Annotated in this window: 16 protein-coding genes and 1 pseudogene; 14 read left to right on the forward strand and 3 right to left on the reverse strand. The window is 49.0% G+C overall.

Annotated features, from left to right (window positions below):
- Window positions 1–118 precede the first annotated feature (118 nt).
- The 5 genes from Q9O24_07525 to recB all read left to right on the forward strand — a co-directional run bounded on the left by Q9O24_07525 (window position 119) and on the right by recB (window position 7,472).
- Entirely contained in the window at window positions 119–943 is an 825-nt protein-coding gene (locus Q9O24_07525) for a YCF48-related protein (GenBank protein MDQ7074990.1), read from the forward strand.
- Entirely contained in the window at window positions 940–3,273 is a 2,334-nt protein-coding gene (locus Q9O24_07530; protein MDQ7074991.1) for an MMPL family transporter, read from the forward strand. Before Q9O24_07525 ends, Q9O24_07530 begins: the two co-directional genes overlap by 4 nt.
- 81 nt (window positions 3,274–3,354) lie before the next feature.
- Window positions 3,355–3,828 carry a cyclic nucleotide-binding domain-containing protein gene (locus tag Q9O24_07535; GenBank protein ID MDQ7074992.1) on the forward strand — a complete coding sequence of 158 codons (474 nt, stop codon included), beginning with the start codon at window positions 3,355–3,357 and terminating at the stop codon, window positions 3,826–3,828.
- 69 nt (window positions 3,829–3,897) lie between these two features.
- Window positions 3,898–4,965 (forward strand): UvrD-helicase domain-containing protein, encoded by a 1,068-nt coding sequence (locus Q9O24_07540; protein MDQ7074993.1) that lies wholly within the window; start codon window positions 3,898–3,900, stop codon window positions 4,963–4,965.
- Between the two features lie 5 nt (window positions 4,966–4,970).
- Window positions 4,971–7,472, forward strand: a complete 2,502-nt coding sequence (gene recB, locus Q9O24_07545) for an exodeoxyribonuclease V subunit beta (protein MDQ7074994.1) — start codon at window positions 4,971–4,973, stop codon at window positions 7,470–7,472.
- Between the two features lie 6 nt (window positions 7,473–7,478).
- On the opposite strand, the gene mltF is transcribed toward recB, so the two are convergent.
- Entirely contained in the window at window positions 7,479–8,978 is a 1,500-nt protein-coding gene (gene mltF, locus Q9O24_07550) for a membrane-bound lytic murein transglycosylase MltF (GenBank protein MDQ7074995.1), read from the reverse strand.
- Window positions 8,979–9,002: 24 nt separating this feature from the next.
- Here mltF and recD point away from each other — a divergent pair, with 24 nt between their 5' ends.
- The 3 genes from recD to Q9O24_07565 are packed head-to-tail and all read left to right on the forward strand — an operon-like array spanning window position 9,003 to window position 12,646.
- The gene (recD, locus tag Q9O24_07555) at window positions 9,003–10,829 is read left to right on the forward strand and encodes an exodeoxyribonuclease V subunit alpha (GenBank protein ID MDQ7074996.1); all 1,827 of its coding nucleotides are present in this window, start codon (window positions 9,003–9,005) and stop codon (window positions 10,827–10,829) included.
- Window positions 10,830–10,857: 28 nt separating this feature from the next.
- Window positions 10,858–11,823, forward strand: a complete 966-nt coding sequence (locus Q9O24_07560) for a DHH family phosphoesterase (protein ID MDQ7074997.1) — start codon at window positions 10,858–10,860, stop codon at window positions 11,821–11,823.
- The gene (locus Q9O24_07565; protein MDQ7074998.1) at window positions 11,780–12,646 is read left to right on the forward strand and encodes a DNA ligase; all 867 of its coding nucleotides are present in this window, start codon (window positions 11,780–11,782) and stop codon (window positions 12,644–12,646) included. The genes Q9O24_07560 and Q9O24_07565 overlap by 44 nt, the downstream gene beginning before the upstream one ends.
- On the opposite strand, the pseudogene Q9O24_07570 reads toward Q9O24_07565, so the two are convergent.
- Together Q9O24_07570 and acs are read right to left on the reverse strand one after the other, a co-directional pair.
- Window positions 12,623–13,733 (reverse strand): annotated as a pseudogene (locus tag Q9O24_07570) (Fic family protein). The gene Q9O24_07565 and the pseudogene Q9O24_07570 sit on opposite strands and share 24 nt — an antisense overlap.
- 112 nt (window positions 13,734–13,845) lie before the next feature.
- A complete protein-coding gene (acs, locus tag Q9O24_07575) occupies window positions 13,846–15,792 on the reverse strand; it encodes an acetate--CoA ligase (GenBank protein MDQ7074999.1) in 1,947 nt (648 codons plus the stop codon).
- Window positions 15,793–15,945: 153 nt separating this feature from the next.
- Here acs and Q9O24_07580 point away from each other — a divergent pair, with 153 nt between their 5' ends.
- The 6 genes from Q9O24_07580 to Q9O24_07605 all read left to right on the forward strand — a co-directional run bounded on the left by Q9O24_07580 (window position 15,946) and on the right by Q9O24_07605 (window position 24,386).
- Window positions 15,946–17,433, forward strand: a complete 1,488-nt coding sequence (locus Q9O24_07580; GenBank protein MDQ7075000.1) for a class I SAM-dependent DNA methyltransferase — start codon at window positions 15,946–15,948, stop codon at window positions 17,431–17,433.
- Between the two features lie 40 nt (window positions 17,434–17,473).
- Complete coding sequence (locus tag Q9O24_07585; protein MDQ7075001.1) at window positions 17,474–17,764, forward strand: GIY-YIG nuclease family protein; 291 nt, start codon at window positions 17,474–17,476, stop codon at window positions 17,762–17,764.
- A gap of 151 nt (window positions 17,765–17,915) precedes the next feature.
- Entirely contained in the window at window positions 17,916–18,551 is a 636-nt protein-coding gene (locus Q9O24_07590) for a restriction endonuclease subunit S (protein ID MDQ7075002.1), read from the forward strand.
- A gap of 564 nt (window positions 18,552–19,115) precedes the next feature.
- Window positions 19,116–20,384, forward strand: coding sequence for an AAA family ATPase (locus tag Q9O24_07595; protein ID MDQ7075003.1), 1,269 nt, complete (start codon window positions 19,116–19,118; stop codon window positions 20,382–20,384).
- A complete protein-coding gene (locus Q9O24_07600; GenBank protein ID MDQ7075004.1) occupies window positions 20,381–20,773 on the forward strand; it encodes a hypothetical protein in 393 nt (130 codons plus the stop codon). The genes Q9O24_07595 and Q9O24_07600 overlap by 4 nt, the downstream gene beginning before the upstream one ends.
- 133 nt (window positions 20,774–20,906) lie before the next feature.
- Window positions 20,907–24,386 (forward strand): DEAD/DEAH box helicase family protein, encoded by a 3,480-nt coding sequence (locus Q9O24_07605; GenBank protein ID MDQ7075005.1) that lies wholly within the window; start codon window positions 20,907–20,909, stop codon window positions 24,384–24,386.
- Window positions 24,387–24,483: the final 97 nt, after the last annotated feature.

Raw genomic sequence — 24,483 nt, forward strand, 5'->3', positions numbered from 1 at the left:
CCATTCTACTTTCTATTTCTGCTCTGTTTTTCATCCCGTGCAAGCGGGGTCTGCAACCTCTTCTTCTAATGAAGCTGTTTTTAGCCGCCTTTCTCCTTTAGCATCCAGCTCTCTTTTAGTGGCCGGTTTTTCCAACGATCAGCGGATGGTGGTGGTAGGTGAGCGTGGCCATATTTTAACCTCTCAGGACGATGGCAAAAATTGGCAGCAGGCTCATGTGCCGAGTCGCAGCCTAATTACCTCGGTTTTTTTTAGTGGTGAGTTGGGTTGGGCGACCACCTTTGAGGGGCAAATTTTACACAGCCAAGATGGCGGAGAGCGGTGGCAGAGTCAATTTGTTTCGGCTGAAAAAAATCGCCCGTTGTTGGATATCTGGTTTGAAAATCCGCAGCACGGTTTGGCCATCGGTGCTTACGGCTATTTTTTGGAAACGTGGGACGGTGGTCAGCAGTGGCAGGCACGAAATTTTTATCAAGAGGATGATTTTCATCTGAATAAAATGGCCGCTGATCAACAGGGTCGTCTGTTTGTGGTAGCCGAAGCGGGGCAGGTTTATCGCTCTTTAAATAAGGGTAAAACATGGCAGAAATTGGACTTTCCTTATATGGGCTCTCTGTTTGGACTGTTGCCGATCAATGAGCAAGGTCTGTTGGTGGTGGGGTTGCGGGGGCATATTTTTTACTCGGATGATGGCGGCGAGCAGTGGCGACAGATTGAAAGCGGCAGTTCGGCGCTGTTGAGCGGTGTGCGTCAACGTGCCGATGGGCGTATTTTTGTGGTGGGCAGTGAGGCGACGGTGTTGCAGAGTGAAGCAAGCTTAGATCGTTTTAAGCCATTTCCCTTAGCGCAGCGCATGGCCATTTCTGATGTGTTGGTTAATTCAAAAGGACAACTGATTTTAATCGGTGAACAGGGCGTTGTGCCATTTGAGCCGCAGCGGTGAGAAATTTTTTTCTCTTTTTAGAAGCGGGGCTGTTTCGTTTTCGTGCGCTGTTGATTGCGGTTTTTTTAGCTTTGAGTCTGGCGATGGCTTTTTTTGCCACTCAACTGCAAGTGGATGCCCGTTTCGATAAATTGCTGCCGATGCAGCATGAGTATATGCAGACCTTCGCTGAGTATAAACAAGAGTTTGGTGGCGGTAATCGAGTGGTGGTGGCATTGACGGTGGCTGAGGGCGATATTTTTCAGCCTGAGTTTTTTCGTCGTCTGAAAGCGGTCACCGATGAGCTGTTTTTTATTCCGGGTATTGATCGCTCCCAAGTTCGCTCTCTGTTTACCCCCAATGTGCGTTTCACCGAGGTGACGGAAGAGGGCATTGCCGGTGGTAATGTTATCCCCGATCAATTTTATTTTAAAGCCGATCAATTGCAGCAAGTACGAAAAAACATTCTTAAAGCCGGTCTGTTGGGACGCTTGGTGGCGAATGATTTTTCTGCCGCGTTGGTGAGTGCAGAACTGCTGGATCAGGGGACAGAACAAAAAATAGATCTGATGGAGGTGGCACACCGTTTAGAGGCGATTCGGCAAAACCATCAAGGCGAGAAAAATGGGGTTTCGATTAGCCTGCAGGTGATCGGTTTTAGCAAAGTGATGGGTGACATTGCCGATGGCGCGCAGCGGGTGGTGCTCTTTTTTGCTTTGGCGTTTTTAATTACGGTGCTGTTGGTGCTTTTTTATACCCAGTCTGTACCGCTGGCTTTGGCTCCGCTGTTCTGTTCTCTGCTGGCGGTGGTGTGGCAGTTGGGTCTGCTCTCTCTGCTCGGTTACGGCATGGATCCCATGTCTATTTTGGTGCCTTTTTTGGTCTTTGCCATCGGTGTCAGTCACGGGGTACAGATGGTGAGTGCGGTTCGTTTTGAATGGATTGGCGGTGCAGATTCTTTATTGGCAGCCAAACGGGGTTTTCGTCGTCTGCTGTTACCAGGTTCGGTGGCGTTGCTCAGTGACAGTTTTGGTTTTTTGGTCATTACCTTTATTGACATTGAGATCATTCAGGAGATGGCCATTGCCGCTGGCATTGGGGTGGCGGTCATCGTGATCAGCAATCTTTTTTTATTGCCGCTTATTCTCTCCTATGTGCGGCTTGACAGCGATTTTCAGCAACGTGTGCAGCAGCGCAAAAAAGTCATGCAGCCTTTGTGGAATAAATTGGCTGTTTTTGCCACAAAAAAAGCCGCTTATCCAACGCTGTTACTGGCGCTGTTGCTGTTTTTATGCGGAGCCTGGCAGGCGAATCAGGTGGCGGTGGGGGATCTGCATCGCGGGGTGCCGGAGTTAAGTAAAACATCGCCTTACAATTTGGATACGGAGTTGATCGCAGAGCGTTTTAGTATCGGCATGGATCTGTTGACGGTGATTGTTGAAGCACCACCAGAGGGTTGTGTGAAATACGAGGTGATGGCAGCCATTGATCAATTTGTCTGGCAGATGGAAAACATCGAGGGGGTGCAGTCGGTCATCAGTTTGAGTTCGGTAGCGAAACGCATTAATGCAGGCTGGAATGAAGGCAGTCTTAAATGGCGGGTGTTGCCTCGTGAAACGGCGTTGCTGGCGCAGGCGGTGGCACCGATTGAAAGCAGCAGCGGTCTGTTGAACCGAGATTGCAGTGTCATGCCGGTCTATATTTTTAGTGACGATCATAAGGCGACCACCATCAACCGTATTATTGCAGCGGTGAAAAAGTATCGTCAGCTCAATTCGACCGCCAAGGTGCGATTTCGACTCGCCAGTGGCAATGTGGGTGTGATGGCGGCCACGAATGAGGAAGTGGAATCAGCACAGCTGCCTATTTTGCTGTATATTTTTGCTGTGATCGCGTTGCTTTGCCTGCTGAGTTTTCGCTCTTGGCGCGCTACGTTGGCGATTATTCTGCCCTTGGCGCTGGTTTCGACGCTGGCCTACGCGCTGATGGCACTGTTGCAGATCGGCTTGAAGGTGAATACCTTGCCGGTGGTGGCGCTGGGAGTGGGCATTGGGGTGGATTACGGCATCTATATTTACAGCCGTTTACAGCGTGTTTTAGAGCAAGGTTTGGATCTGCCTCAGGCCTACGCTGTGACGCTGGAGCAGACTGGCAGCGGGGTTCTGTTTACTGGCCTGACCTTGGGCGTGGGGGTGTTGACGTGGCTGTTATCGCCGTTGCAATTTCAGGCGGATATGGGTTTGCTGTTGGCCTTTATGTTTTTATTGAACATGCTGGCGGCCTTGGTGTTATTGCCCGCCTTAGCCTTTTTTTTGCAAGAGAAAAAAACCGTAGGTGGAGTAAATTGCTAAGTAAGCCATAAGTTGATTGGGTTTATGATGTTGCTGCTCTTGTGTTAAATAAAAAAATTGAAGTAAAAAATTGGAGGATGTATGCACGTTGAAATGATTAAAAATTCTGCACTGGGTAGTGAATTGAGTGATGAACAGTGTGCTTTATTGGGTGCAAAAGTAACCACTTGCAGTTTGAAAGATCGAGAGTTTTTAGTTCAAGAGGGCGATGAGGACGATACCTTGCACGTCATTGTGAAAGGCCGTTTGGAGGTCTTGAAGCAGACCGGAGCCGGTGACTGGCTGACGTTGAACATGCTTTCCGAAGGCGATCTGGCCGGTGAGCTGGGGTTCTTGGATGGTTTGGCGCGCAGCGCGGCGTTGCGTGCGGTGGGGGATTGTGAGGTCTTTTGCCTGAAACGCAGTGATTTTGAAGCGTTGTTGAGTGAGGATTGTGATCTGGTTTATAAAGTCATGCGTTCCATTGTGCGTACCGTTTACGCGATTTTACGCCGCATGAACAGCCAGCACGTTGAGATGAATAATTACATTCTAGGGCAGCACGGTCGCTACTGATCTGGGCTTTTTTAGGTGATAAACAAAACCGTCTTTTTGACGGTTTTGTTGGTTTTGGAATGAGAAAATATGAGCAAGATGAATTCTGCTGAAATTCGGCCTCTCTCTGTTGAGAGCATGCCACTGGCGGGGGTTAATTTAATCGAAGCCAGTGCAGGAACGGGTAAAACCTACACCATTACCGGCCTTTATTTGCGGCTGTTGTTGGAAAAATCGTATTCGATTGAACACATTTTGGTCATGACCTACACCGAAGCGGCCACCAAAGAGCTGCGTGAACGGGTCTGGACACGTCTGCTGGAAGCCAAGGAGGCTTTTTCATTAGGTCACAGTGACGATCCTCTGTTGCAGAGTTTGTTAACTCATTTTTCGGAGCGAGACAAAGCGCTGCGGATTTTGGAGCAGGCGTTGCACGGCTTTGATGAAGCGTCGATTTTTACTTTGCACGGTTACTGTAAACGGGCGCTGGATGATGCGGCGTTTGAGAGTGGCTTGGGGTTTGAAGTTGAATTGGTGGGGGATCAAACGCAGCTTCTGCAAGAGATCGTGGAGGATTTTTGGCGTGTTCAGTTCGCCAAAATGTCAAAACCGTTTGCCGCATACGCGCTGCAACAGTTGCACGATCCGTACAGTTTGGCGACTGAGATGGCTCCGCATATCGCCAAGTCGTATTTGATTTTGCCTGATATGATTGCCATTAAAGATTATGAAGTGCGTTATACCGAATGTTTTCGAGCAGCGCAAAAAATATGGCAGGCTGAAGCCGAGTCTATTTCTTCCTTGATTGTTGATAATAAAAGTTTGAATGGCAATAAATACCGTAAAGCCTCCATACCAAACTGGTTGGATGAATTGCAATTGTTTTTTTCTGCTGAATGTGTTGAATTCTCTTTGCCTAAAAAGGCTGAGATGTTCTCTCAGTCTATATTGAAGTCATCGTTGAAAAAAAATAAAACAGACTACCCTCAACATGTTTTTTTTGAACAAATGGAGGCACTGGTTGAGGTTGCGGAACAGTTAAATAATTCGTTGTTAGAGCAGTTGAGTAATTTTAAGGTAGAGCTGATTCACTACGCCCGTGAGCAGTTGACGCTGCGCCAAAGAGAAAGCAGCAGCAATCTTTTGATGCACTGCTGAGTAATTTGCAAACAGCGTTACTGAGTGAGCAAGGTGAAGCGCTCAGTGAGCGTTTGCGCCAGCGTTACCCTGTAGCGTTGATTGATGAATTTCAGGATACAGATCCGATTCAATTTGATATTTTTCGTAAACTTTATTTAGAGGCCAATTTGCCGGTGTTTTGGGTTGGTGATCCGAAACAGGCCATTTACAGTTTTCGTGGTGCGGATATTTTTGCTTACCTTGAAGCGCGCCAGCAAGCGGATCAGTGTCACACATTGCAAGTGAATTGGCGCTCACAAGCAGGGCTGCTGTCGGCGGTCAGCGCTCTGTTTAGCTCTGTGGATAAACCGTTTCTTTATAACGATATTAATTTTCCAGCGGTGATGGCGGCAGAGAGCACGTCAACGGGATTGCAGTTGCGGGGTGAAGATGGCAACGAACTGCACCTCTGGTGGTTGAATGACGAAGAGGATCAAGAAAAAGAGGCAAAAAAAGAGAGTTTAAACAAAAATCAAGCGGAAGAAAAAGTGTCAGCGTTGATCTCCGCAGAAATTCAGCAGTTGTTGTCTTTAGGTCAAGAAGAACAGGCTTTAATTGATGGCCGCCCCTTAAACGGCGCTGACATTGCTATTTTGGTGCGCACTCATCGACAAGCGGCAGTGGTACGAGAACATTTATTATTACGTGGCATCTCCAGTGTGCAGCAGTCACCTCGTTCGGTATTTCAAAGCGAAGAGGCGGTGGCTTTGGAGTGGGTTCTATTGGCCATCTCTCAACCGCACCGTTCTGGTTGGGTGAAAGCGGCTTTGGCGACGGACTTGTTGGGGCTTTCCGCGCTGGAATTGCATGGTCTGGCGGCAGACGAGCAGGCTTGGGAGCAGCAGCAGAGTCACTTTTATGAGGCGAATCGACTTTGGCAAAATCGAGGTTTTATGCCGATGATGCACTACTGGATGCAGTACAACGATGTGGCACAACGTCTGTTGCGTTTGCCTGATGGGCAACGTCGTTTGACCAATTTGCGCCATTTAATGGAGTTGTTGCAGGGCAGTCGTGAGGCCGCTTTGAATATGGAGGTGCTGCTGCATTATTTCAGTCAGCGCCGTTTGGCCGAGAGCCCTCAAGATGAACATCAATTGCGTTTGGAAAACGATGAAAATTTGGTGCGCATTGTTACGGTTCATAAAAGTAAGGGTTTGGAGTACGGCGTTGTTTTTTGCCCTTTTTTATGGGGTTCTATGGGCGTTAAACCACGACAAAATCGTTCTACGCTGGATGTCACTTATCATGACCATGATGTTCATCAGCGTCGTTTGGCTCTGCAAGAGTCAAAAGATTCAATGGCCGTGGAGCAGGCCTCAGAAGAGGCTTTAGCGGAAGAGTTGCGTCTGTTGTACGTGGCTTTGACACGGGCTAAATACCGTTGCTACTTGCCGTGGGGGAACATTACCGGCATGGAGCACTCCGCTGCGGCTTACCTGCTGCATCAGGGAAAAGAGTGTAAAAAAACCGCTGCTGAGGATCTTTATAAGGATCTGGAAAATCTGGCGCAGCAGCAGAGTGGAATGATTTTAAGCAGACCAGCATTGGCTAAAAATTCTATTTTGCTTGAAACAAAGAGCGGCTCAGTGCCACAAGTGAAAAAATTTAAAGGACACCTCTATTCCAATTGGCGCATCAGCAGTTTTTCAGCGCTGTTTTCACACGGCTCGGCGGCGACGGTGGAGTCTCCTGATTACGATGGCACGGAATCCAAGTGGCTGCACAAACCATGCGAGCGTCTGGATCGTTTTGGTTTCCCTCGTGGGGCGCGTGCGGGTCAGTGTTTGCACCACTTGTTTGAGCATTTTGATTTTTCTGCGCCACTGGAGCAGGCAGAACCCTTAATTGAGAAAACGTTGCAGTTGTTCCGTTTTGATCTTCAGTGGCTGCCGGTATTAAGTGAATGGTTTGAGCAGATGTTGCATACGCCACTGAATCGGGATTCCGGTTTGGCTTTAGAGAATTTGCCAGAGCAAGCACGATTGAATGAGTTGGAGTTTTATTATCCAATGGCGACCTTTTCAATGCTGCGTTTTCGGCAGATTTTGCAGCAGCACGGCTCTGAACTAGAACAGAGATTGGCCGAGCAATTGACCTCGCGGCAAGAGCGGCAAGTGCGCGGTTTTATGAAAGGGTTTATTGATCTGGTGTTTGAATCTGAGGGTCAGTTTTACTTGTTGGATTATAAGTCCAATTATTTGGGTGATGAATATGCAGACTACCGCGTGGAACCGATGCAAGAGTCGATGTTGCAAGAGGGGTATGTGGCGCAGTACTTAATTTATGCGTTGGCGCTGCACCGTTATTTGCGCTGTCGGTTGGCCGATTATGATTATGAGTGCCATTTTGGTGGTGTTTATTATCTTTTTTTACGCGGTATGAACGCCGATGCAGGTCAAGATGAAGAGCAGACGGGGGTATTTTTCAGTCGCCCGTCGTTGGCTTTGATGCGGGCGCTGGATGATTTTTTTGATGGAGATTAGTAGTGCCTAAAGTGGGCTTGGAATATTGGGCATAATGGGGTCGCGTTTTTTGGATGGTTCTTGCTGACTGCTTTTTTGTGGTTTTTGTCTCTCTTGTTGCTGCTTCTCTTTGTCGGTAATCCAGACTAAAATATCGTAATATTGGCGGATGTTTTTTACATAGTGCAGAGCTTCATTGCCACGGGCGTAGCCGTAAGTCACTTGTTTATACCATTTACGTTGCCGCAGCAGAGGCAGGCTGTTTTTTACATCCACCCATTGACGACTGTCCTCGTCGAGCATGGTGGTGATGCGTCGCGCGTCTTTGAGGTGGCCGTAACCGATGTTGTAGCTGGCCAGTGCCATCCAAACTCGGTCTGGATTGAGCACCTGATCTGGGATGCGCTGCAACTGTTTGGCAAAATAACGCGCACCACCAAAGATGCTTTGCTCGGGGTCAAGACGGTTTTCTACTTTCATTTGGCTGGCGGTTTTTAGGGTCAACATCATTAACCCCTTGACCCCTGTGGGGGAGACGGCATTGGGTCGCCAGTGCGATTCTTGATAACTCATGGCGGCCAGCAGTCGCCAATCGAGTTTGTTCTGTTGGGCTGCCTTTTTAAAATGAGTGAGGTATTTTGGCAGGCGGCTTTTAATGTGGCGCATAAAACGGCGCGTATCGACATAATCAAAGGTACGGATGTGGCCGTAATAACGCTCTTGCAGCTGGGTTATAAGGCCGCTTTTTTTCACCTGTTTAAAAAACTGTTGGGCTTCGTTGTACAGGCTGTCGTCTGTTTGACGACGAAACGCCCAGCCCAATTTTTGTGGGCGTGAGAGTTCAAAGGCGACGCGCAATTCGGGGTAATAAGGTTGGTTGAGGCGTAAGACATTGGAGTTCACTACGCTGAAATCCAACTCACGATCCCAGACTTGGTTTAACAGCTCTTCTTGGCTGCTGCTGTTGTTTTGCCATTGCAATGTAGGCTGTTTTACTTGCAGTGTTTCCAGCAGCAGTTGATGGTAGCTGCCTTTGACCACCGCGCCTCGTTTTCCGCTTAGATCAGCCATATTTTTAGGTCGGGGTGTGCCGCTGCGGTAGATGAGCTGATTGCGAACCTCTTGGTAGGGCGTTGTAAAGCGCAGCGCTGTTTTATAAGTCCAAGAGACGGTGAGACCAGCGGCAGCCAGATCCACTTGACCTTGGCTGACCATAGGGAAAAGGTCTTGAAATTGACTGGCGGTGACCAGTTTCAGCTTGACGTTTAAAAAGGTGGCAAAGGCGAGTGCCAATTCGTACTCAAAACCCTGTGCTCCGTCTCGGCCTTCGTAATAGGTGCTGGCGCTGTTGATGGTCGCGACGATCAGTTCACCGCGTTCAAGTACATTTTCTAATTGGGTCTGGTGATTAAAGTGTAAATAGAGTGGAGCCAGACCAACGGCCAAACTCAATAGCATTAAAAAAGCAGACAGCTTAACCAAGGTTCTGAGCGAAGAGGTTTGGCGTTGTGGGGGAGCTTCAATCATAATAAAGGTTTCGGTATTGCACTTATGTTGACACAGTTGACGAACTTAAATAAACAGGGTCATCTCTCTGACCTTGAGCTGCACTTTACCCTTTCGATGTTGACCTTGGCGCAGTCAGAGGAGCCAAATTTGGCTCTGGCTTGTCTGCTGTTGACTGCGCAGAGCAGTGCAGGGCATGTCTGTCTGGAGCTGGGTCAATTTGCGGATCGTGTCTGTTATGCAACAGAGGATTTTGGCGGTTATCGAACGCCTTCTTTATCCCTCTGGTCTGTGCAATTAGCACAGAGTGCGATTGTGGGTCAACCGGGAGAGTTTACTCCCTTAATCCTTGATAAACAGAATCGCCTCTATCTTTATCGTTATTGGGATTACGAACGGCGCTTGGCAGCGGAAATTCGTCACCGTCTGGCACCTGTTGTAGCAGAATTAGATTTAGGAAAACTTAAACAATCGCTCACTGCGTTGTTTTCGTCTGCTTTGGAAGAGACCAATTGGCAAAAAATTGCCGCAGCGATGGCTTATTTAAAGCCACTTTGTATTATCTCTGGTGGACCAGGAACGGGGAAAACCTCTACCGTGGTGCGTATTTTGGCGCTGCTTCAGGGCCAAGCGGAAACGCCGCTGAGAATTGCCTTGGCCGCACCGACGGGCAAAGCAGCTGCGCGCATGAGTGAAGCTATTTTAGCGGCCAAATCTGAGCTGGGGTTGGAGCCTGAGGTGATGGCTTCTATTCCTGAAGAGGCGTTTACACTGCATCGGCTGCTGGGGGTGCGCCAAGGGCGGACGAAATTTATTCATCGAGGCGATAATCCACTGCCCATTGATCTGCTGGTGATTGATGAAGCTTCGATGGTGGATTTGGCGCTGCTCTGCAAGACTTTGGAAGCGTTGCCTGCCAAGGCGCGGCTGATTTTGTTGGGGGATCGTGATCAACTCTCCTCGGTGGAGGCGGGCTCGGTGTTGGGTGATCTCTGTAGCGATCAAGCGGGTTTTTCTGCGCCTTTTTGTCAGCAGTTAGAGGATCTGTGTGAGGTGAAGATTGACGCTCAAGAGCAAAAACCCAGTAAGCAAAGCTTGGCCGATTCGGTGGTGCTGTTGCAGCACAGTTATCGTTTTGGAGCCGACAGTGGTATCGGTCAATTGGCGCGGGCGGTCAACCAAGGTCACTCTGCGCAAGCGATGATGCTGCTGCGGCAAACCGAGTGTGCAGACATTGAGTGGTGTGATTTGAACGCGGGTGCAGAGGTGCAGCTAGAACAGCGGTTGTATGAGGGGTTTTTGCCCTTGTTTGAGGCGAAATCGGTGGAGGAGGCGTTTGCGGCTTTTGCGGACTTTCGTCTGCTCTGTGTGAACCGTAAGGGCAAGCTGGGAGTGGAAGCGATGAACCGGCTGGTGGAGTCGCTGCTGTTGCGCCAGAAAAAGATTTCGGCAGAGAGTGAATGGTATCGTGGCCGACCCATTATGATCACTCGGAATAATTATGAGTTAAAACTTTTTAATGGCGATGTTGGCATTGCGTGGCCTGATCCGAATAAAGGCGGTGCTGTGCAGCTGTTTTTTATTGGCGTGAGCGGTGAGTGTCGCTCTTTTTCTCCTTCTCGATTGCCAGAATTTGAGACCGTCTACGCCATGACGATTCATAAAAGCCAAGGTTCGGAGTTTGAGCGGGTGGTGATGCTGCTGCCGAGTGTGGAGAGCCCGCTCTTAAGTCGAGAGTTGATTTACACTGGCCTCACCCGCGCTAAAACGTCGGTGCAGTTGTGGGGCAGTGAACGGGTTTTTAAACGTGCGGTAGAGCAGCGAGTGCAGCGCGCTTCGGGTCTGCTCGATCAATTGACCGCGCTTAATTAAACATGACATTCAATGGAATTAATTTTTTATGACTCACTACGATGTTTTTAACGGCGATGCCGATGGCATCTGTGCCTTGCACCAACTGCGTTTGGCGCAGCCCAAAGAGAGCCAATTGATTACGGGGATTAAACGGGATATTAAATTACTGGATAAGATTCAGCCGCAAGCAGGTGACAGCCTGACCGTGCTGGATATTTCCATGGCGAAAAACAGCAGCGCCTTGCAGCAGCATTTAGCCAGCGGAGCAACGGTGTTTTATGTCGATCACCACCAGTCTGGTGAGATTCCTCAGCACACTAACTTAACCGCCTTGATTAACACCGATGCCAATACCTGCACCAGTCTGCTGGTGGACGGCTATTTAAAGGGCGCGCATCGAGCGTGGGCGGTGACGGCGGCGTTTGGGGATAACCTTCATCAGAGTGCGCAACAGGCGGCAGACTGTTTGGCTCTCTCGGGAAAAAAATTAGAGAGCCTAAAAACCTTGGGCATCTGCATCAATTACAACGGCTACGGCAGTTGTGTGGCGGATCTGCATTTTGCTCCCGATGAGCTGTATCGCGCTATTTCTCATTATGTTTCACCGCTGGATTTTATTGCCGATTCTCAGTCCGCTTACGCCCCGCTGAAAGCGGGTTATTGTGCTGATCTGGCCAATGCTGAACAGCTCAAGCCGGAGTACGATAATGGGGCGGTGGCGCTGTTTTTATTGCCCGATGCGGCGTGGGCTCGGCGCATCAGCGGTGTGTTTGCCAATGACCTGGCCAATCAATTTCCGCAGCGCGCCCATGCGGTGGTGACGTTGAACCCAGCGGGAGCGTATGTGATCAGTGTGCGTGCGCCTTTAGCCGACAAACAGGGTGCCGATGAACTGTGCAGTAGTTTTCCTTCTGGCGGTGGCCGCAGAGCCGCCGCTGGAATTAATCACTTGCCAGTGGATCAATTGGATGAGTTTATTACCCGTTTTTCAGCGCGATACCCTATGTTTTAGAGCCGTTCTTGCGGTTTTCCTGTCGGTTTTTTTAGCGCCTTTGTGGGCGGCGGAACGACCGGCTCTGATGTTGGCGAAAAAATACCGTGTCGGTTTGCCACTCTCAGAATATTGGCTCAGTGAAAAATTGGATGGGGTGCGCGCGCGTTGGGATGGAGAAAAACTGATCTCTCGCGGTGGGCGTGTTTTTGCCGCTCCCACTTGGTTTGTGGCTGGTTTTCCTACGCAAGTTTTGGACGGTGAATTGTGGTGGCAACGGGGCGCGTATGAAAAAACCGTTTCGATAGTGAATCGCCACAAGCCGCACCAAGGTTGGGATAAAATCCGATTTATGTTGTTTGATGCTCCCCTTGAAACTCAGCCTTTCTCGGCGCGGCTGGAAATATTAAAACAAGTTGTACAGCAAAGTAATTCTTCTTATTTGCAACTCATTCCACAGTTTCGCCTTGCCAGTGAGGCGGCTTTGCAACAGCGTCTGCAAGAGGTGGTAAAGCAGGGAGGTGAGGGTTTGATGCTGCATCATCAAGCGGCGCTGTACAGAACAGGGCGCAGCGCGCAGTTATTAAAATTAAAACCCTTTGAAGATGCCGAGGCGGTGGTGATGGGTTATCGAGGCGGCAAAGGTAAATATCAGGGCATGGTGGGGTCGTTGCAGCTGCGGCGCAGCGACGGGGTGACCTTCTATGCCGGTAGTGGTTTGAGTGATCAACAGCGGCGCACACCGCCACCGCTGGGCAGTGTGGTGACCTATCGTTATCAAGGTTTGACCCGTTATGGCAAACCGCGTTTTCCGGTTTTTTTACACCAGCGGTTGTTGCCGTAATGTGTTTTGTGGCAGCTGAGCATAACCTTCCAGTAGTGTTAATAGAGCTGTGTTGATGTAGTAGTTATTTCGTCCGACCTTTTTCTTCTCTAGAAAACCTTTGTTGACTAATAAAGTGAGGTATTTTGTGGCTGTAATTCGGCTGACCTTGAGGTCATCCATAATAAATTCAATTTTGGTGTATGGATGATGAAAGAGGTTGTTGAGTAATTCTTGCGAGTAAATTTTGGGTAAACGTGTGCGGATACCGTGTTTGTATTCGGTTAGTAATTTTTTTATGTTGTGAATCATGCTGATGCTCTGTTTTGAGGTCTGAATAATGCCTTCCAGCATGTAGAGTATCCATGCTTGCCAATTATGGTCGCTTCTCACAGATTGCAGTTGTTGATAATATTTTCCTTTGTTTTGGATGAAATAACGGCTGAGGTATAAAATAGGCAAATCCAGTAAGTTTTGTGTGACCAGATAGAGAATATTGATGATTCGACCTGTACGGCCATTGCCATCGTAGAAGGGATGAATGCTTTCAAACTGGTGGTGTATCAAAGCCATTTTGATAAGTGGGTCTAGTTCATCAAGTTCATTGTTGTTGATGTAGTCCAGCAAATTTTGCATCAGTCGTTCAACTTCTCGGGCATCTTGTGGTGGTGTGTAGATCACCTCACCTGTGTTGGCATTTTTCAGTGTGGTGCCTGGTAATTTTCTTAGTCCTGCGCGGTTTTTTTTCGATGGTTTGCTGAGTGTTTAAAATGGTGCTCAGTCGAATGATGCCGTTGATTCGGACTTCGTTGAAACCTTCCCTTAATGCCCGTGCATAGTCTCGGACTTCTTTGGCTGCAATGGTTTCCACAGAGTGAATGAAGAGATCGGTTTGGTAGATTTCATCATGGGTCGTAATGATGTTTTCTATAGCGGAACTGTCTTTTGCTTCTTGTAGTGTCAGGGTGTTAATGAGGATGGTTTGGTTCGGTATGCTGGCGGCGAGCCCTTTGAGTTCAGCCAAATGTCGATGCGCTTGAGCGACCTTTTTTAATACGGTGTGTGTTTCAAGTGTGTGACTGTTGGCTAAGGGGAAGGTTACAAGCATACAAAAGGCCTTTTTCTATAGGTTTTTGTATTATATATATATATATTTAATTTTTCTATATATTTTTAACGTTTGTTGGGAGGGATGATTGCCCCAACAAACGCCCCATAGTTTACCGATTCTTCCGCTGAGCAATCAAATCATCCACCACCGACGGATCGGCCAAGGTGGAGGTGTCGCCCAACTCGTCGATCTCATTGGCGGCGATTTTACGCAAAATGCGCCGCATGATTTTCCCTGAACGGGTTTTGGGTAGCCCGGGAGCCCACTGAATCAAATTGACCTTGGCTATCGGGCCGATCTCCTTGCGTACCAGCGCCACCAGCTCGGCGGCCAACTCATCGCTGCCCGTCTCGCCCTGCATCAAGGTGACGTAGGCGTAAATCGCTTGGCCGGTGATCTCATGGGGATAACCCACCACCGCCGCTTCCGCGACCTGTTTATGCAGCACCAGACCGGATTCAATCTCGGCGGTACCGAGACGATGCCCCGAGACGTTGAGCACATCGTCTACCCGTCCGGTGATCCAGTAATAGCCATCGGCATCCCGTTTGGCTCCGTCGCCGGTGAAATAATAACCGGGATACATCTGGAAATAGGTCTCATAAAAGCGCTCGTGATTGCCGTAAAGGCTGCGCATCTGCGAGGGCCACGGGTGTTTGATGGCCAGATTACCGGAGGCGGGGTTGCCCTCGATCTCTTTGCCCTCTTCATCGAGCAGCACCGGCTGCACGCCAAAAAAGGGCAATGTCGCCGAACCGGGTTTCAGCTCCGTAGCCCCAGGCAGTGGGGTCAGCATGTGCGCGCCGGTTTCGGTCTGCCACCAGGTGTCCACAATTGGGCAGCGTTCCTCACCCACCACGCGGTTGTACCACTGCCACGCTTCGGGGTTGATCGGTTCGCCAACGGTGCCAAGCAGGCGCAGGGATGTGCGTGAGCTGGCTTTGACCGGCGCATCACCAACGGCCATCAAGGCACGAATCGCGGTGGGTGCGGTGTAAAAACTGGCCACTTGATGTTTGTCGATCACCTGCCAAAAACGCCCCGCATCGGGGTAGGTGGGTACACCTTCAAACATCACGCTGGTCGCGCCGTTGGCAAAGGGGCCATAGACGATGTAACTGTGGCCGGTGATCCAACCGATGTCGGCGGTACACCAATAGACTTCGCCCTCTTGATAATCAAACACCAGCTTGTGGGTCATGGCCGCTTGCAGCAAATAGCCGCCCGTGCTGTGCAGCACCCCTTTTGGTGTGCCGGTGGAACCGGAGGTGTAGAGAATGAACATCGGATCTTCTGCGTCCATCGGCTCCGGTTCACAGACGGGGTCGGCCTCGCTCATGGCGTGGTGATACCAAACGTCGCGCCCCTCTGTCCACGCCACCTCATCGCCGCCGTGCTGCACGACGATGCTGGTATGCACATTCGGGCAACCTTGCAGGGCTTGATCGGCGTTGACTTTGAGGGGCAGTTTTTTACCGCCCCGAATGGATTGATCGGCGGTGATCAGGCATTGGCAGTCGGAGTCGAGAATGCGGCTTTTCAGCGCCTCGGGGGAGAAGGCGCTAAACACAATCGAATGCACCGCGCCGATGCGGGTGCAGGCCAACATCGCCACCGCCGCTTCGGGGATCATTGGCATGTAGATCGCCACGCGGTCGCCTTTTTTAACGCCGCGATTTTTCAGCACGTTGGCGAAGGTATTGACCTCGTCGTGCAGCTCTTGATAACTGATGTGACGGTCTTTGTTGGGGTCGTCGCTCTCCCAGATCAGCGCCGTCTGTTGGGCGCGTGTCTCCAGATGCCGGTCGAGACAGTTGTAAGAGACGTTGAGGGTGCCGCCTTTGAACCATTCGATGTGCAGGTCGTTTTTGGCGTAGCTCCAGTCGAGGGTTTTTTGCCACGGTGTGAACCAGCTTAAATACTGTTTCGCCTGCTCGCCCCAGAATCCTTCGGGGTCGTCAATAGAGTGTTGATACATTTTTTCATACTGCGCGGCGTTGATGTGGGCGCTGTTGGCAAACGCGGCGGGTACGGGATAACGGCTCTCTTCAGACATGGTCTCTCCTTGTTTAGGGTAGGTCGAGTGGGAGATAGAATACTCCACATGGTGATGATTTCAACCGATGCGAGAAGATGCAAATAATTCGCCATTGGGAGGTATACTCTGCGGCTTAATCTTAATCCCAGTAAAAAAGAGGCGTGTAACACGATGATCACCGGTGATTTAAAGAGTCAAGTCGATAAAATTTGGGAAGCGTTTTGGACGGGTGGCATCTCCAATCCGTTGACGGTGATCGAGCAGTTTACCTTTTTGCTTTTTTTGCGTCGTGTGGATGAGCAGCAGCAAGCAGAGGAACAGGAGGTGTTGCTCTTGGGGTTGCCATTGGAGAACCCCAGCTACAGCGAGGCGCAGGAAAAACTGCGCTGGCATGCGTTTAAGGAGGTGGATCCTGAGGCGATGTTTGCTCTTTTTACCCAGCCGCAGGCGGATCTGGACAATCTGACCGCCTTTGAGTTTATGAAGCAGCTCGGCAGTGAGGCTGGGGTGTTTGCTAAATACATGAAGGGCGCGACCTTTATGATTCCGACCCCGAAGCTGCTTGATCAGGTGGTGCAGATGATCGCTGAGATCAAGATGGAGAATCGGGACACCAAGGGGGATCTGTACGAGTATCTGCTCTCGAAAATTGCCACCGCAGGCACCAACGGTCAGTTCCGTACGCCGCGCCACATTATCAAGATGATGGTGGAGATGATGCGGCCTTCACGGGAGGATACGGTCTGTGATCCGGCTTGTGGTTCGGCGGGCTTTTTGGTTGCGGCGAGTGAGTATTTTCATAACCACGATGCGGATGCTTTTCATGATGTGGCTTTTGCTGAGCATTTTAACCGTGGCATGTTTACCGGCATGGAGTTCGACAGCACCATGTTGCGCATCGGGGCGATGAATTTGCAGCTGCACGGCATTGATACGCCGCAGTTGTTGGGGGTGGATGCCCTCAGTGAGGTGAATGATCAGCGGGAGGCGTTTAGCCTGATTTTGGCCAATCCGCCCTTTAAGGGGTCGCTGGATTACGATGGGGTGGAGAGTTCGCTGCTGACGACGGTGAAGACAAAAAAGACCGAGCTGCTGTTTCTTGCGCTGATGTTGCGGATGTTGAAGGTTGGTGGTCGTTGTGCGGTGATTGTGCCGGATGGGGTTTTGTTTGGTTCGTCTAAGGCGCATAAAAAGTTGCGCCAGACGTTGGTTGAGGGGCAGAAGTTGGATGCGGTGATCTCCATGCCGAGTGGGGTTTTTAAGCCGTATGCGGGGGTCAGTACGGCGATTTTGATCTTTACGAAGACCAACAGTGGCGGTACGGATCGGGTGTGGTTTTATGATATGCAGGCGGATGGGTTTAGTCTGGATGATAAACGGGCGGAGCTGGAGGCTTCTGATCTAGCGGACATTATCGAACGCTTTCAGCAGCGCGATGAAAAGGGCAAGGAGTCTGAACGCAAACGCACGGAGCAGAGTTTTTTGGTGCCGTTTGAGGAGATCAAAGAGAATGAGTGGGATCTGAGCATCAACCGGTATAAAGAGATTGTTTATGAAGAGGTAAAGTACGCGCCCCCAGCTGAGATCATCGCCGAAATAGAGCAGTTGGATCAACAACGCGCTGAGACTTTGAAAGTGTTGAAGGAGTTATTGGGGTGAGTGTCAGGCCTCACCGTCATTCCCGCGAAGGCGGGAATCCATGAATAAGCAACCCTGTACTTATATTCTTGCAAGCGCACAAAATGGAACATTGTATATAGGTGTCACGAGTAATCTTGTTCAGCGTGTTTGGCAGCATAAAAACAGTGTGGTTGAAGGGTTTACTAAAAAATACCATGTGCATAGGCTGGTTTATTTTGAGTTGCACGGTTCTATGGAGTATGCGATTACAAGAGAAAAGCAATTGAAAAAATGGAATCGAGCATGGAAAATAAAATTGATTGAGAAGGATAATTTAAATTGGGATGATTTGTGGGAGAGCATTCAATGAGGGTGGCAGGCGCGGTTTGTGGTTCTTTCTTTGGTTGCACTTATTTTTATATTTTTGGTCTCTTTTTTTCGAAAGAAAGAGTGCGTGTGGTTGATATTATGTCGTTGAGAATGGATTCCCGCCTGCGCGGGAATGACGAGGGTGGGGTTCGGTGGTTGTGATAAGTACAAGAAAAGAAATTTCTCTGTTGGGTGATTTGATTTCGTTATATGGCGGAGGGACTCCTTCAAAAGAGAAGCCTGAATATTGGGAGGGAGATATTCCTTGGGCAACAGTCAAGGACCTTAAGAAACCAATATTACTTGAAACTCAGGATTCAATATCTAAGCTTGGCTTGGCGAAAAGTTCAAGCAAAATGGTTGAGGCAGGCACCATTATCTTAGCAACAAGGATGGCTGTAGGACGGGTTTCGATTACAGATATTGATGTTGCTATTAACCAAGACCTAAAGGCTATTGTTTGCTCTGATAAAATAGATGTTAAATATTTATTTTATCTATTGTTTTCTGAGGAAAAATATTTTAATAGGGTTTCTTCTGGTGCAACAGTGAAAGGTATTAAAATAAGTCATATCACGGATATGGAAATCCCTCTCCCCCCGTTAGCCGAGCAAAAAAAGATCGCGGCCATTCTCGATGCAGCGGACGACCTCAGGCAAAAAGACCAGCAGATCATCGACCACTACACTCAACTGGGGAAATCCCTGTTTTTGGAGATGTTTGGCGATCCTGTAGTTAATCCGATGGGATGGGAGTCAATTCATTTGAGTGAAATATCAGATTATTGATACAAGTGTAACAAAATCTAGAAAGTTACGGAGTAATTCCACTATTTGAGAATACCATAATATGAAATTGCCAATGGGTTCAGGCTGGTCACTTAAATCTGAAGTACAAAGATTTAGAGTATGTAAGGATAGTTGAGAATATATGGTTAAAAAAGGAGCATGTTATTATCGAAGGTAGCAACAGATAAGTAGCGAGCTTGTGGAACAATGTGGTTATATGATGAAGATGAAAGATTGGATTCATGCAAAGTCATATCTTTCGAGTTAGAGCTAACGAACAAATGCAAATCAAATCCTTATTTATTATATGCAAGTTATGTGAAGTTGTTAGTCATGTGAAAACAGCTACTTGCGGCAAGTGTAAAACATACACTGGAATTGCCCAATTATAAATCCCAAGAGTTTCAAAAAATTAAAATTCTGTTGTCCCCCAATCGAATTACAAAACCAATTCGCGGAACGGATTCAGGCGATTGAAGCGCAAAAGCAGCAGGCTGAGGTCAGTTTGGAAAAATCGGAAGCGTTGTTTAACAGCTTATTGCAGCGGGCGTTTAAGGGTGAGTTATGAAAATAAACCACCTGCAAATTCAAAATTTTAAAGGCTTTGAAAACAAAGAATTTCACTTTGACAGCAACATGAACGTACTCATTGGAGACAATGGCTCCGGTAAAAGCTCTGTTCTTGATGCCGTTGCCTTCGTGCTGGGTACTTTTTTTCTCGGTGTAGACGGCGCAACCCCCCGCGCACTAAAAGAACACGAAAAACGCCGCCTCATGGTCGCAGCCAACAGCCTAGAAATACAACTGCCCTTTAAAATATCCGTCAACCACACCCTCAACGGAAAATCGTACCAATGGCACAGAAGCACCGATAAAGCCATCGGTGGAGCCAGCAGCTACAAAAATGCCCGCCCCTTAATCGACATCGCCAAACAGATGACCGCAGCCGTCCGCGCAGGTACGCCCATCAACCTACCACTGATTGCCTACTACGGCACCGCCCGCCTCGCCCGCGAACAACACCAAAAACCCGCCTACAAAAAACAAGGCTCACGCCTAGACGGCTATTACAGCGCCCTTGATTCCAGCTCCCTGCGGCGTAAATTTTTAGAATGGTTCAAAACCTTAGAAGACGACAAACTCAAATTCAATAAAAACGAAAGCCTATACAACGCATTCACCAACGTCATCACCGAAATGATACCCGAATGGACAAAAATCCATTTCAGCTGGTCACTGGATGACCTGATCGGCCAACTCAACAATGAACGCTGGGTCTCCTTCAACATGCTCAGCGACGGCTACCAAAACATCATACGACTGGCCGCCGATATCGCCTATCGCGCCATCACACTCAACCCACACCTAGGCAGCCAAGCCATCACACAGACCGCAGGCGTGGTCTTGGTCGATGAAATCGACATGCACCTTCACCCCTCATGGCAAAAACGCATCATCGCCGATTTAAAACGAACCTTCCCAAACATCCAATTTATTGTCACCACGCACTCGCCTTTTATCGTGCAATCTTTACGCACCAATGAATTGATCAATTTAGATTGTGCCAGCGGTGAAACACCCTTTACCAAAAGTCTCGAAGAAATTACTGAAACGGAGATGCAAGTAGAGCAACCTCGGCGTAGTCAACAATTTCTCAATATGCAGCAGTTGGCTTCTGACTATTTTGATTTGATCCAGCAGGGGAAAACAGCAAGCACAGATGAAACAACCCAAAAGATCAAACAGCAGCTCGATGAGATCGAATTAGAGTTTAATCAAGACCCAGTTTTTATTGCCCTGATGAAAGCAGAAAGAAAAACTGAGTTAAAATGAGACCCATTGATAAAAGCCGTTATCAAGGCAATCAAATAACCTACGCTCCCCTGCGTTATGAAGAAGGCGGTTTTGTTTTAGTTGATCCTGAGCTTGACGAAACGCTTAAGCCACAGGCTCAAGCATTGATTGATTTGGTGAAGCTCAATCGACTGCATGGCCGAGACGGTTACTCTGGTAATGATGATCTATGGCGGAAACGAAAACAAGAGTGGCAGACTGCTCAACGCTATCTGAAAAAATACCGAGATTATCAGAGCGTCGATTTGGAAACCCTTGCTGAGTTGGTTAAAAGAAGTGGCTTCTGGTCAGTCTGGATGCAGGTTTTTGCAGCCGAGGATGACGTTAAAAAAGAGTTGATCGCGGTATTTCCGGGAACAAAGCCGTAAGCCCGACCCTTGTTGCTTGAGTCTGTTGAGAAATTAAATCCTTTGATGCGTTCTTACTCGATTATCATTTGAAATCACACCGTTTTATATGCATTATAATCCTCACGGATCGTCATAAAAAACTTGGAAGCCCATGAGCAACTTTGACTTCATAAAACCCGACTTCCCTGAGCTGTTTGAAGACGCGCAGGAAGCGGAAAAACTGACCTTTATCTCAGCCTCTGCCACCGCCATTTTCTGCCGCAGCACCCTAGAAAACGCCATCAACTGGCTCTACGAACACGACGCGAGCTTACAACGCCCGTGGCGTGACGACCTTAGCACTTTAATGCACGAAGCCTGCTTTGAAACCCTCTTTCCCCCCACGCTGCTAAGAGAGATTAACCTGCTGCGAAAAACCGGCAACCTCGCCGCCCACGGCAAACGCCTCAAATCTAGCGATGGCCTCATCTCACTGAAATACCTGTTTCGTTTTTTACGCCACCTTGGCCTCTACTACGGTAAACAGACCCCCAAAGAACAGCGTTTTGACGAAAGCCTCATCCCACACGCGAAAACCAGCCCAGCCACAACGGAGCAAAACAGCGCCAAACAGCTGAAAAAACTGCTGGATAAAATGGACTACAAAAACAGACAAGCCCGCGAAGCGGAAGAGGACATCCGCAGCCAAAGAAAACAAAACGCCACCCTAAAACGGCAACTGGAACAGACACAAGCGGAAATCAGCGCCCTCAAACAGGAACGTGAAAAAGATCTGGATCTCACCACCGCCGTACCGCTAGAAGTATCAGAAAAGGAGACCCGCCGTCTCTACATCGACCTCTCCTTGCGTGAAGCCGGTTGGGACAATCTACAGCCACAGCGTGATCTGGAGTACGAAGTGCAGGGAATGCCCCTCAGCACCAACTCCAACTCCAACTCCAACGGCATCGGTTATGTGGATTACGTTTTATGGGGTGATGACGGTCGGCCACTGGCGGTGATCGAAGCAAAAAAGTGCATGACCGATCCACGCCAAGGCAAACAGCAAGCGCTGCTCTACGCCGACTGTTTGACAGAGATGCACGGTCAGCGGCCGATTATTTTTTACAGCAACGGCTTTGAAACCCATTTATGGGATGACTCGTTTTACCCTCCGCGTAAGGTTCAAGGGTTTTACAGCAAAGAGGCGCTGCAACGTCTGATCGGTCGCCGCCAAAGCCGCACCGATGTGCGCCAGTACAAACCCAATACGGAGATCGCCGGACGCGCCTATCAACTGGAGGCCATTGCCCGAGTGGCGGAGAACAGCGCAGGCGTGAATGCGAAAGGTGAGCTGTGTGGTCTGGCGCGGCAGAGCCTGTTGGTGATGGCCACCGGCAGCGGAAAAACCCGCACCGCAGCGGCGCTGGTGGATCTGTTTAGCCAGTGTAACTGGGTCAAGCGGGTGCTCTTTTTAGCCGACCGCAACGCTTTGGTGAGCCAAGCCAAACGCGCGTTTAGTCTCCATCTGCCCAGTTTGTCAGCCATTGACCTCAGCCAAGAGCGGAAGACGGTGGAGGCGCGTTTGGTCTTCTCTACTTACCCCACCATTATGAATCGCATTGATGGGGTGCGTGAAGGTGATGGCCGTTTTTACGGCGTGGATCATTTTGACCTGATCATCATTGATGAGGCGCATCGCTCGGTCTATCAAAAATACCGTGCCATTTTTGATTACTTTGATGCCGTATTGATTGGTCTGACGGCCACGCCTAAAACAGAGGTGGACCACAACACCTACAGCCTGTTTGGGATTGAGGATGACAACCCAACCTTTGCCTATGAACTGGATCGAGCGGTGGAGGAGGGCTATTTAGTGCCGCCAAAAGCGATCTCGGTGCCGCTTAAATTTGTCCGTGAAGGGATTGATTACAAACAGCTCTCTGAAGCGGAAAAGAGGCAGTATGAGGAAAAATTTGGTGATCCAAGCGCAGGCGAAGCCCCGGATGAGATCGACAGCTCGGCGTTGAACAGTTGGCTCTTTAATACCGACACGGTGGATAAGGTGCTGGCTCATTTGATGAGCAGCGGCATTAAAGTGGCGGGCGGTGATCGGCTCGGTAAAACGATTGTTTTTGCCAAAAATCACCATCATGCCCTGTTTATCGAGGAGCGTTTTAATAAAAATTACCCTGAGTATGCGGGCAAATTTTTGCGTGTGATTGACAACTACGAGTCAAAGGCGCAAGACCTGTTAGAGACGTTTGTTGATCCCGATAAAGAGCATGAGCCACAGATTGCGGTTTCGGTGGACATGATGGATACGGGGGTGGATGCGCCACGGGTGGTGAATTTGGTCTTTTTTAAAGCGGTCAAATCTGCAACTAAGTTTTGGCAGATGATCGGTCGAGGTACGCGCCTCTGTCCTGATCTGTTTGCTGAGGGTGAGGATAAAACGCATTTTCAAATTTTTGATTTTTGCCAAAATTTTGAATTTTTTGATCTCAACCCCGAAGGCATCGAAGCGCAGCAGGTACGCAGCCTAACCCAGCGTATTTTTAGCGCAAAATTGGCGCTGGCGCTGTTGATCAGAGAGCAGCCTGAGAGCGATGAGCCACAGCGAGCCTTGGCAGAGCGTTTTATATCAGAGCTGCATCAATCGGTGCGGCAACTGGATCAAGAGCGTTTTGTGGTCAAAGCTAAATTACGCTCGGTGGTCAAATTCAGCGAGAAAAAGAGTTGGCAGAGCATCAGCAAGAGCGATCAACTGGAGATCACCACCGACGTGTCGGCATTGATGTTGCCCAACGAGGATGAGGATGAGTTGGCGCGCCGTTTTGATCTGCTGATTTTAGCCTATCAGCTGGCGTTGTTGGATGGCTCTCACAGCACCACGGGTTTTTTGAATAAGATCAACAAAACCGCTGGGGCGCTGTTGAAAAAGCAGAACATCCCCGCAGTCAAAATGCAGCACGAGATGCTAAAAAAACTGCAAACAGAACCCTTCTGGCAAGCGATCAACATTAACCGTTTAGAAGAGGTGCGTGTGGCGCTGCGGGATTTAATGAAATATCTGGATCGTGAGAGTCGGATTAATGTGGTAACGGAGTTTGAAGACACTCTCGATCAGAGAGAGGCGGTTATTCATGATGTGGTTGCGCCCGCTTATGGCCGCTTGATGAATTATAAAGAGCGCGTTGCGTCCTATGTGCGTGAACATAAAGATCATCTGGTGATACAAAAATTACAGCGCAACAAACCCATTACCGAGCAGGATATTCAAACGCTGGAGGGGATTTTGTTTGACCGTGCGACGCTGGGCAGCAAGCAGGATTACAGGGAGCAGTTTGGTGATAAACCTTTGGGGCAGTTTATCCGTGGCATCGTCGGTCTGGAGCAGAACGCCGTCCAAGCCGCTTTTGCCGATTTTTTGCAAGCGGGTCAATTCAGTGGTGATCAAATGACCTTTTTGAAGCACATCATTCAGCATCTGAGGATCAATGGCATGATAGATAAACAGCGTTTACGTCAGCCCCCCTTTAGCAATTTGCACGAAAAAGGAGTGCTTGGATTGTTTTCAACAGCAGATGTGATAAAGATGGTTAAGGTGATTGATGAAGTGAATGAGAATGCCTTGGTGGCGGTGGGGTAAACGATGATGCGTGAAGATGAACATGGCTTATGGCCTGCGCTATGTGAAAATTTAGTATGACATTGTGTCAAAAAAATAGAATACTACGCCAATGAAT

Source organism: Gammaproteobacteria bacterium (assembly GCA_030949385.1).
GTDB lineage: Bacteria > Pseudomonadota > Gammaproteobacteria > JAUZRS01 > JAUZRS01 > JAUZRS01.

Coding starts and splice junctions, on each gene's coding strand:
- Q9O24_07535 (MDQ7074992.1), top strand. CDS start 3,355: ATGCACGTTGAAATGATTAAAAATTCTGCACTGGGTAGTGAATTGAGT.
- Q9O24_07540 (MDQ7074993.1), top strand. CDS start 3,898: ATGAGCAAGATGAATTCTGCTGAAATTCGGCCTCTCTCTGTTGAGAGC.
- mltF (MDQ7074995.1), bottom strand. CDS start 8,978: ATGATTGAAGCTCCCCCACAACGCCAAACCTCTTCGCTCAGAACCTTG.
- recD (MDQ7074996.1), top strand. CDS start 9,003: ATGTTGACACAGTTGACGAACTTAAATAAACAGGGTCATCTCTCTGAC.
- Q9O24_07560 (MDQ7074997.1), top strand. CDS start 10,858: ATGACTCACTACGATGTTTTTAACGGCGATGCCGATGGCATCTGTGCC.
- Q9O24_07565 (MDQ7074998.1), top strand. CDS start 11,780: ATGAGTTTATTACCCGTTTTTCAGCGCGATACCCTATGTTTTAGAGCC.
- acs (MDQ7074999.1), bottom strand. CDS start 15,792: ATGTCTGAAGAGAGCCGTTATCCCGTACCCGCCGCGTTTGCCAACAGC.
- Q9O24_07580 (MDQ7075000.1), top strand. CDS start 15,946: ATGATCACCGGTGATTTAAAGAGTCAAGTCGATAAAATTTGGGAAGCG.
- Q9O24_07585 (MDQ7075001.1), top strand. CDS start 17,474: ATGAATAAGCAACCCTGTACTTATATTCTTGCAAGCGCACAAAATGGA.
- Q9O24_07595 (MDQ7075003.1), top strand. CDS start 19,116: ATGAAAATAAACCACCTGCAAATTCAAAATTTTAAAGGCTTTGAAAAC.
- Q9O24_07600 (MDQ7075004.1), top strand. CDS start 20,381: ATGAGACCCATTGATAAAAGCCGTTATCAAGGCAATCAAATAACCTAC.
- Q9O24_07605 (MDQ7075005.1), top strand. CDS start 20,907: ATGAGCAACTTTGACTTCATAAAACCCGACTTCCCTGAGCTGTTTGAA.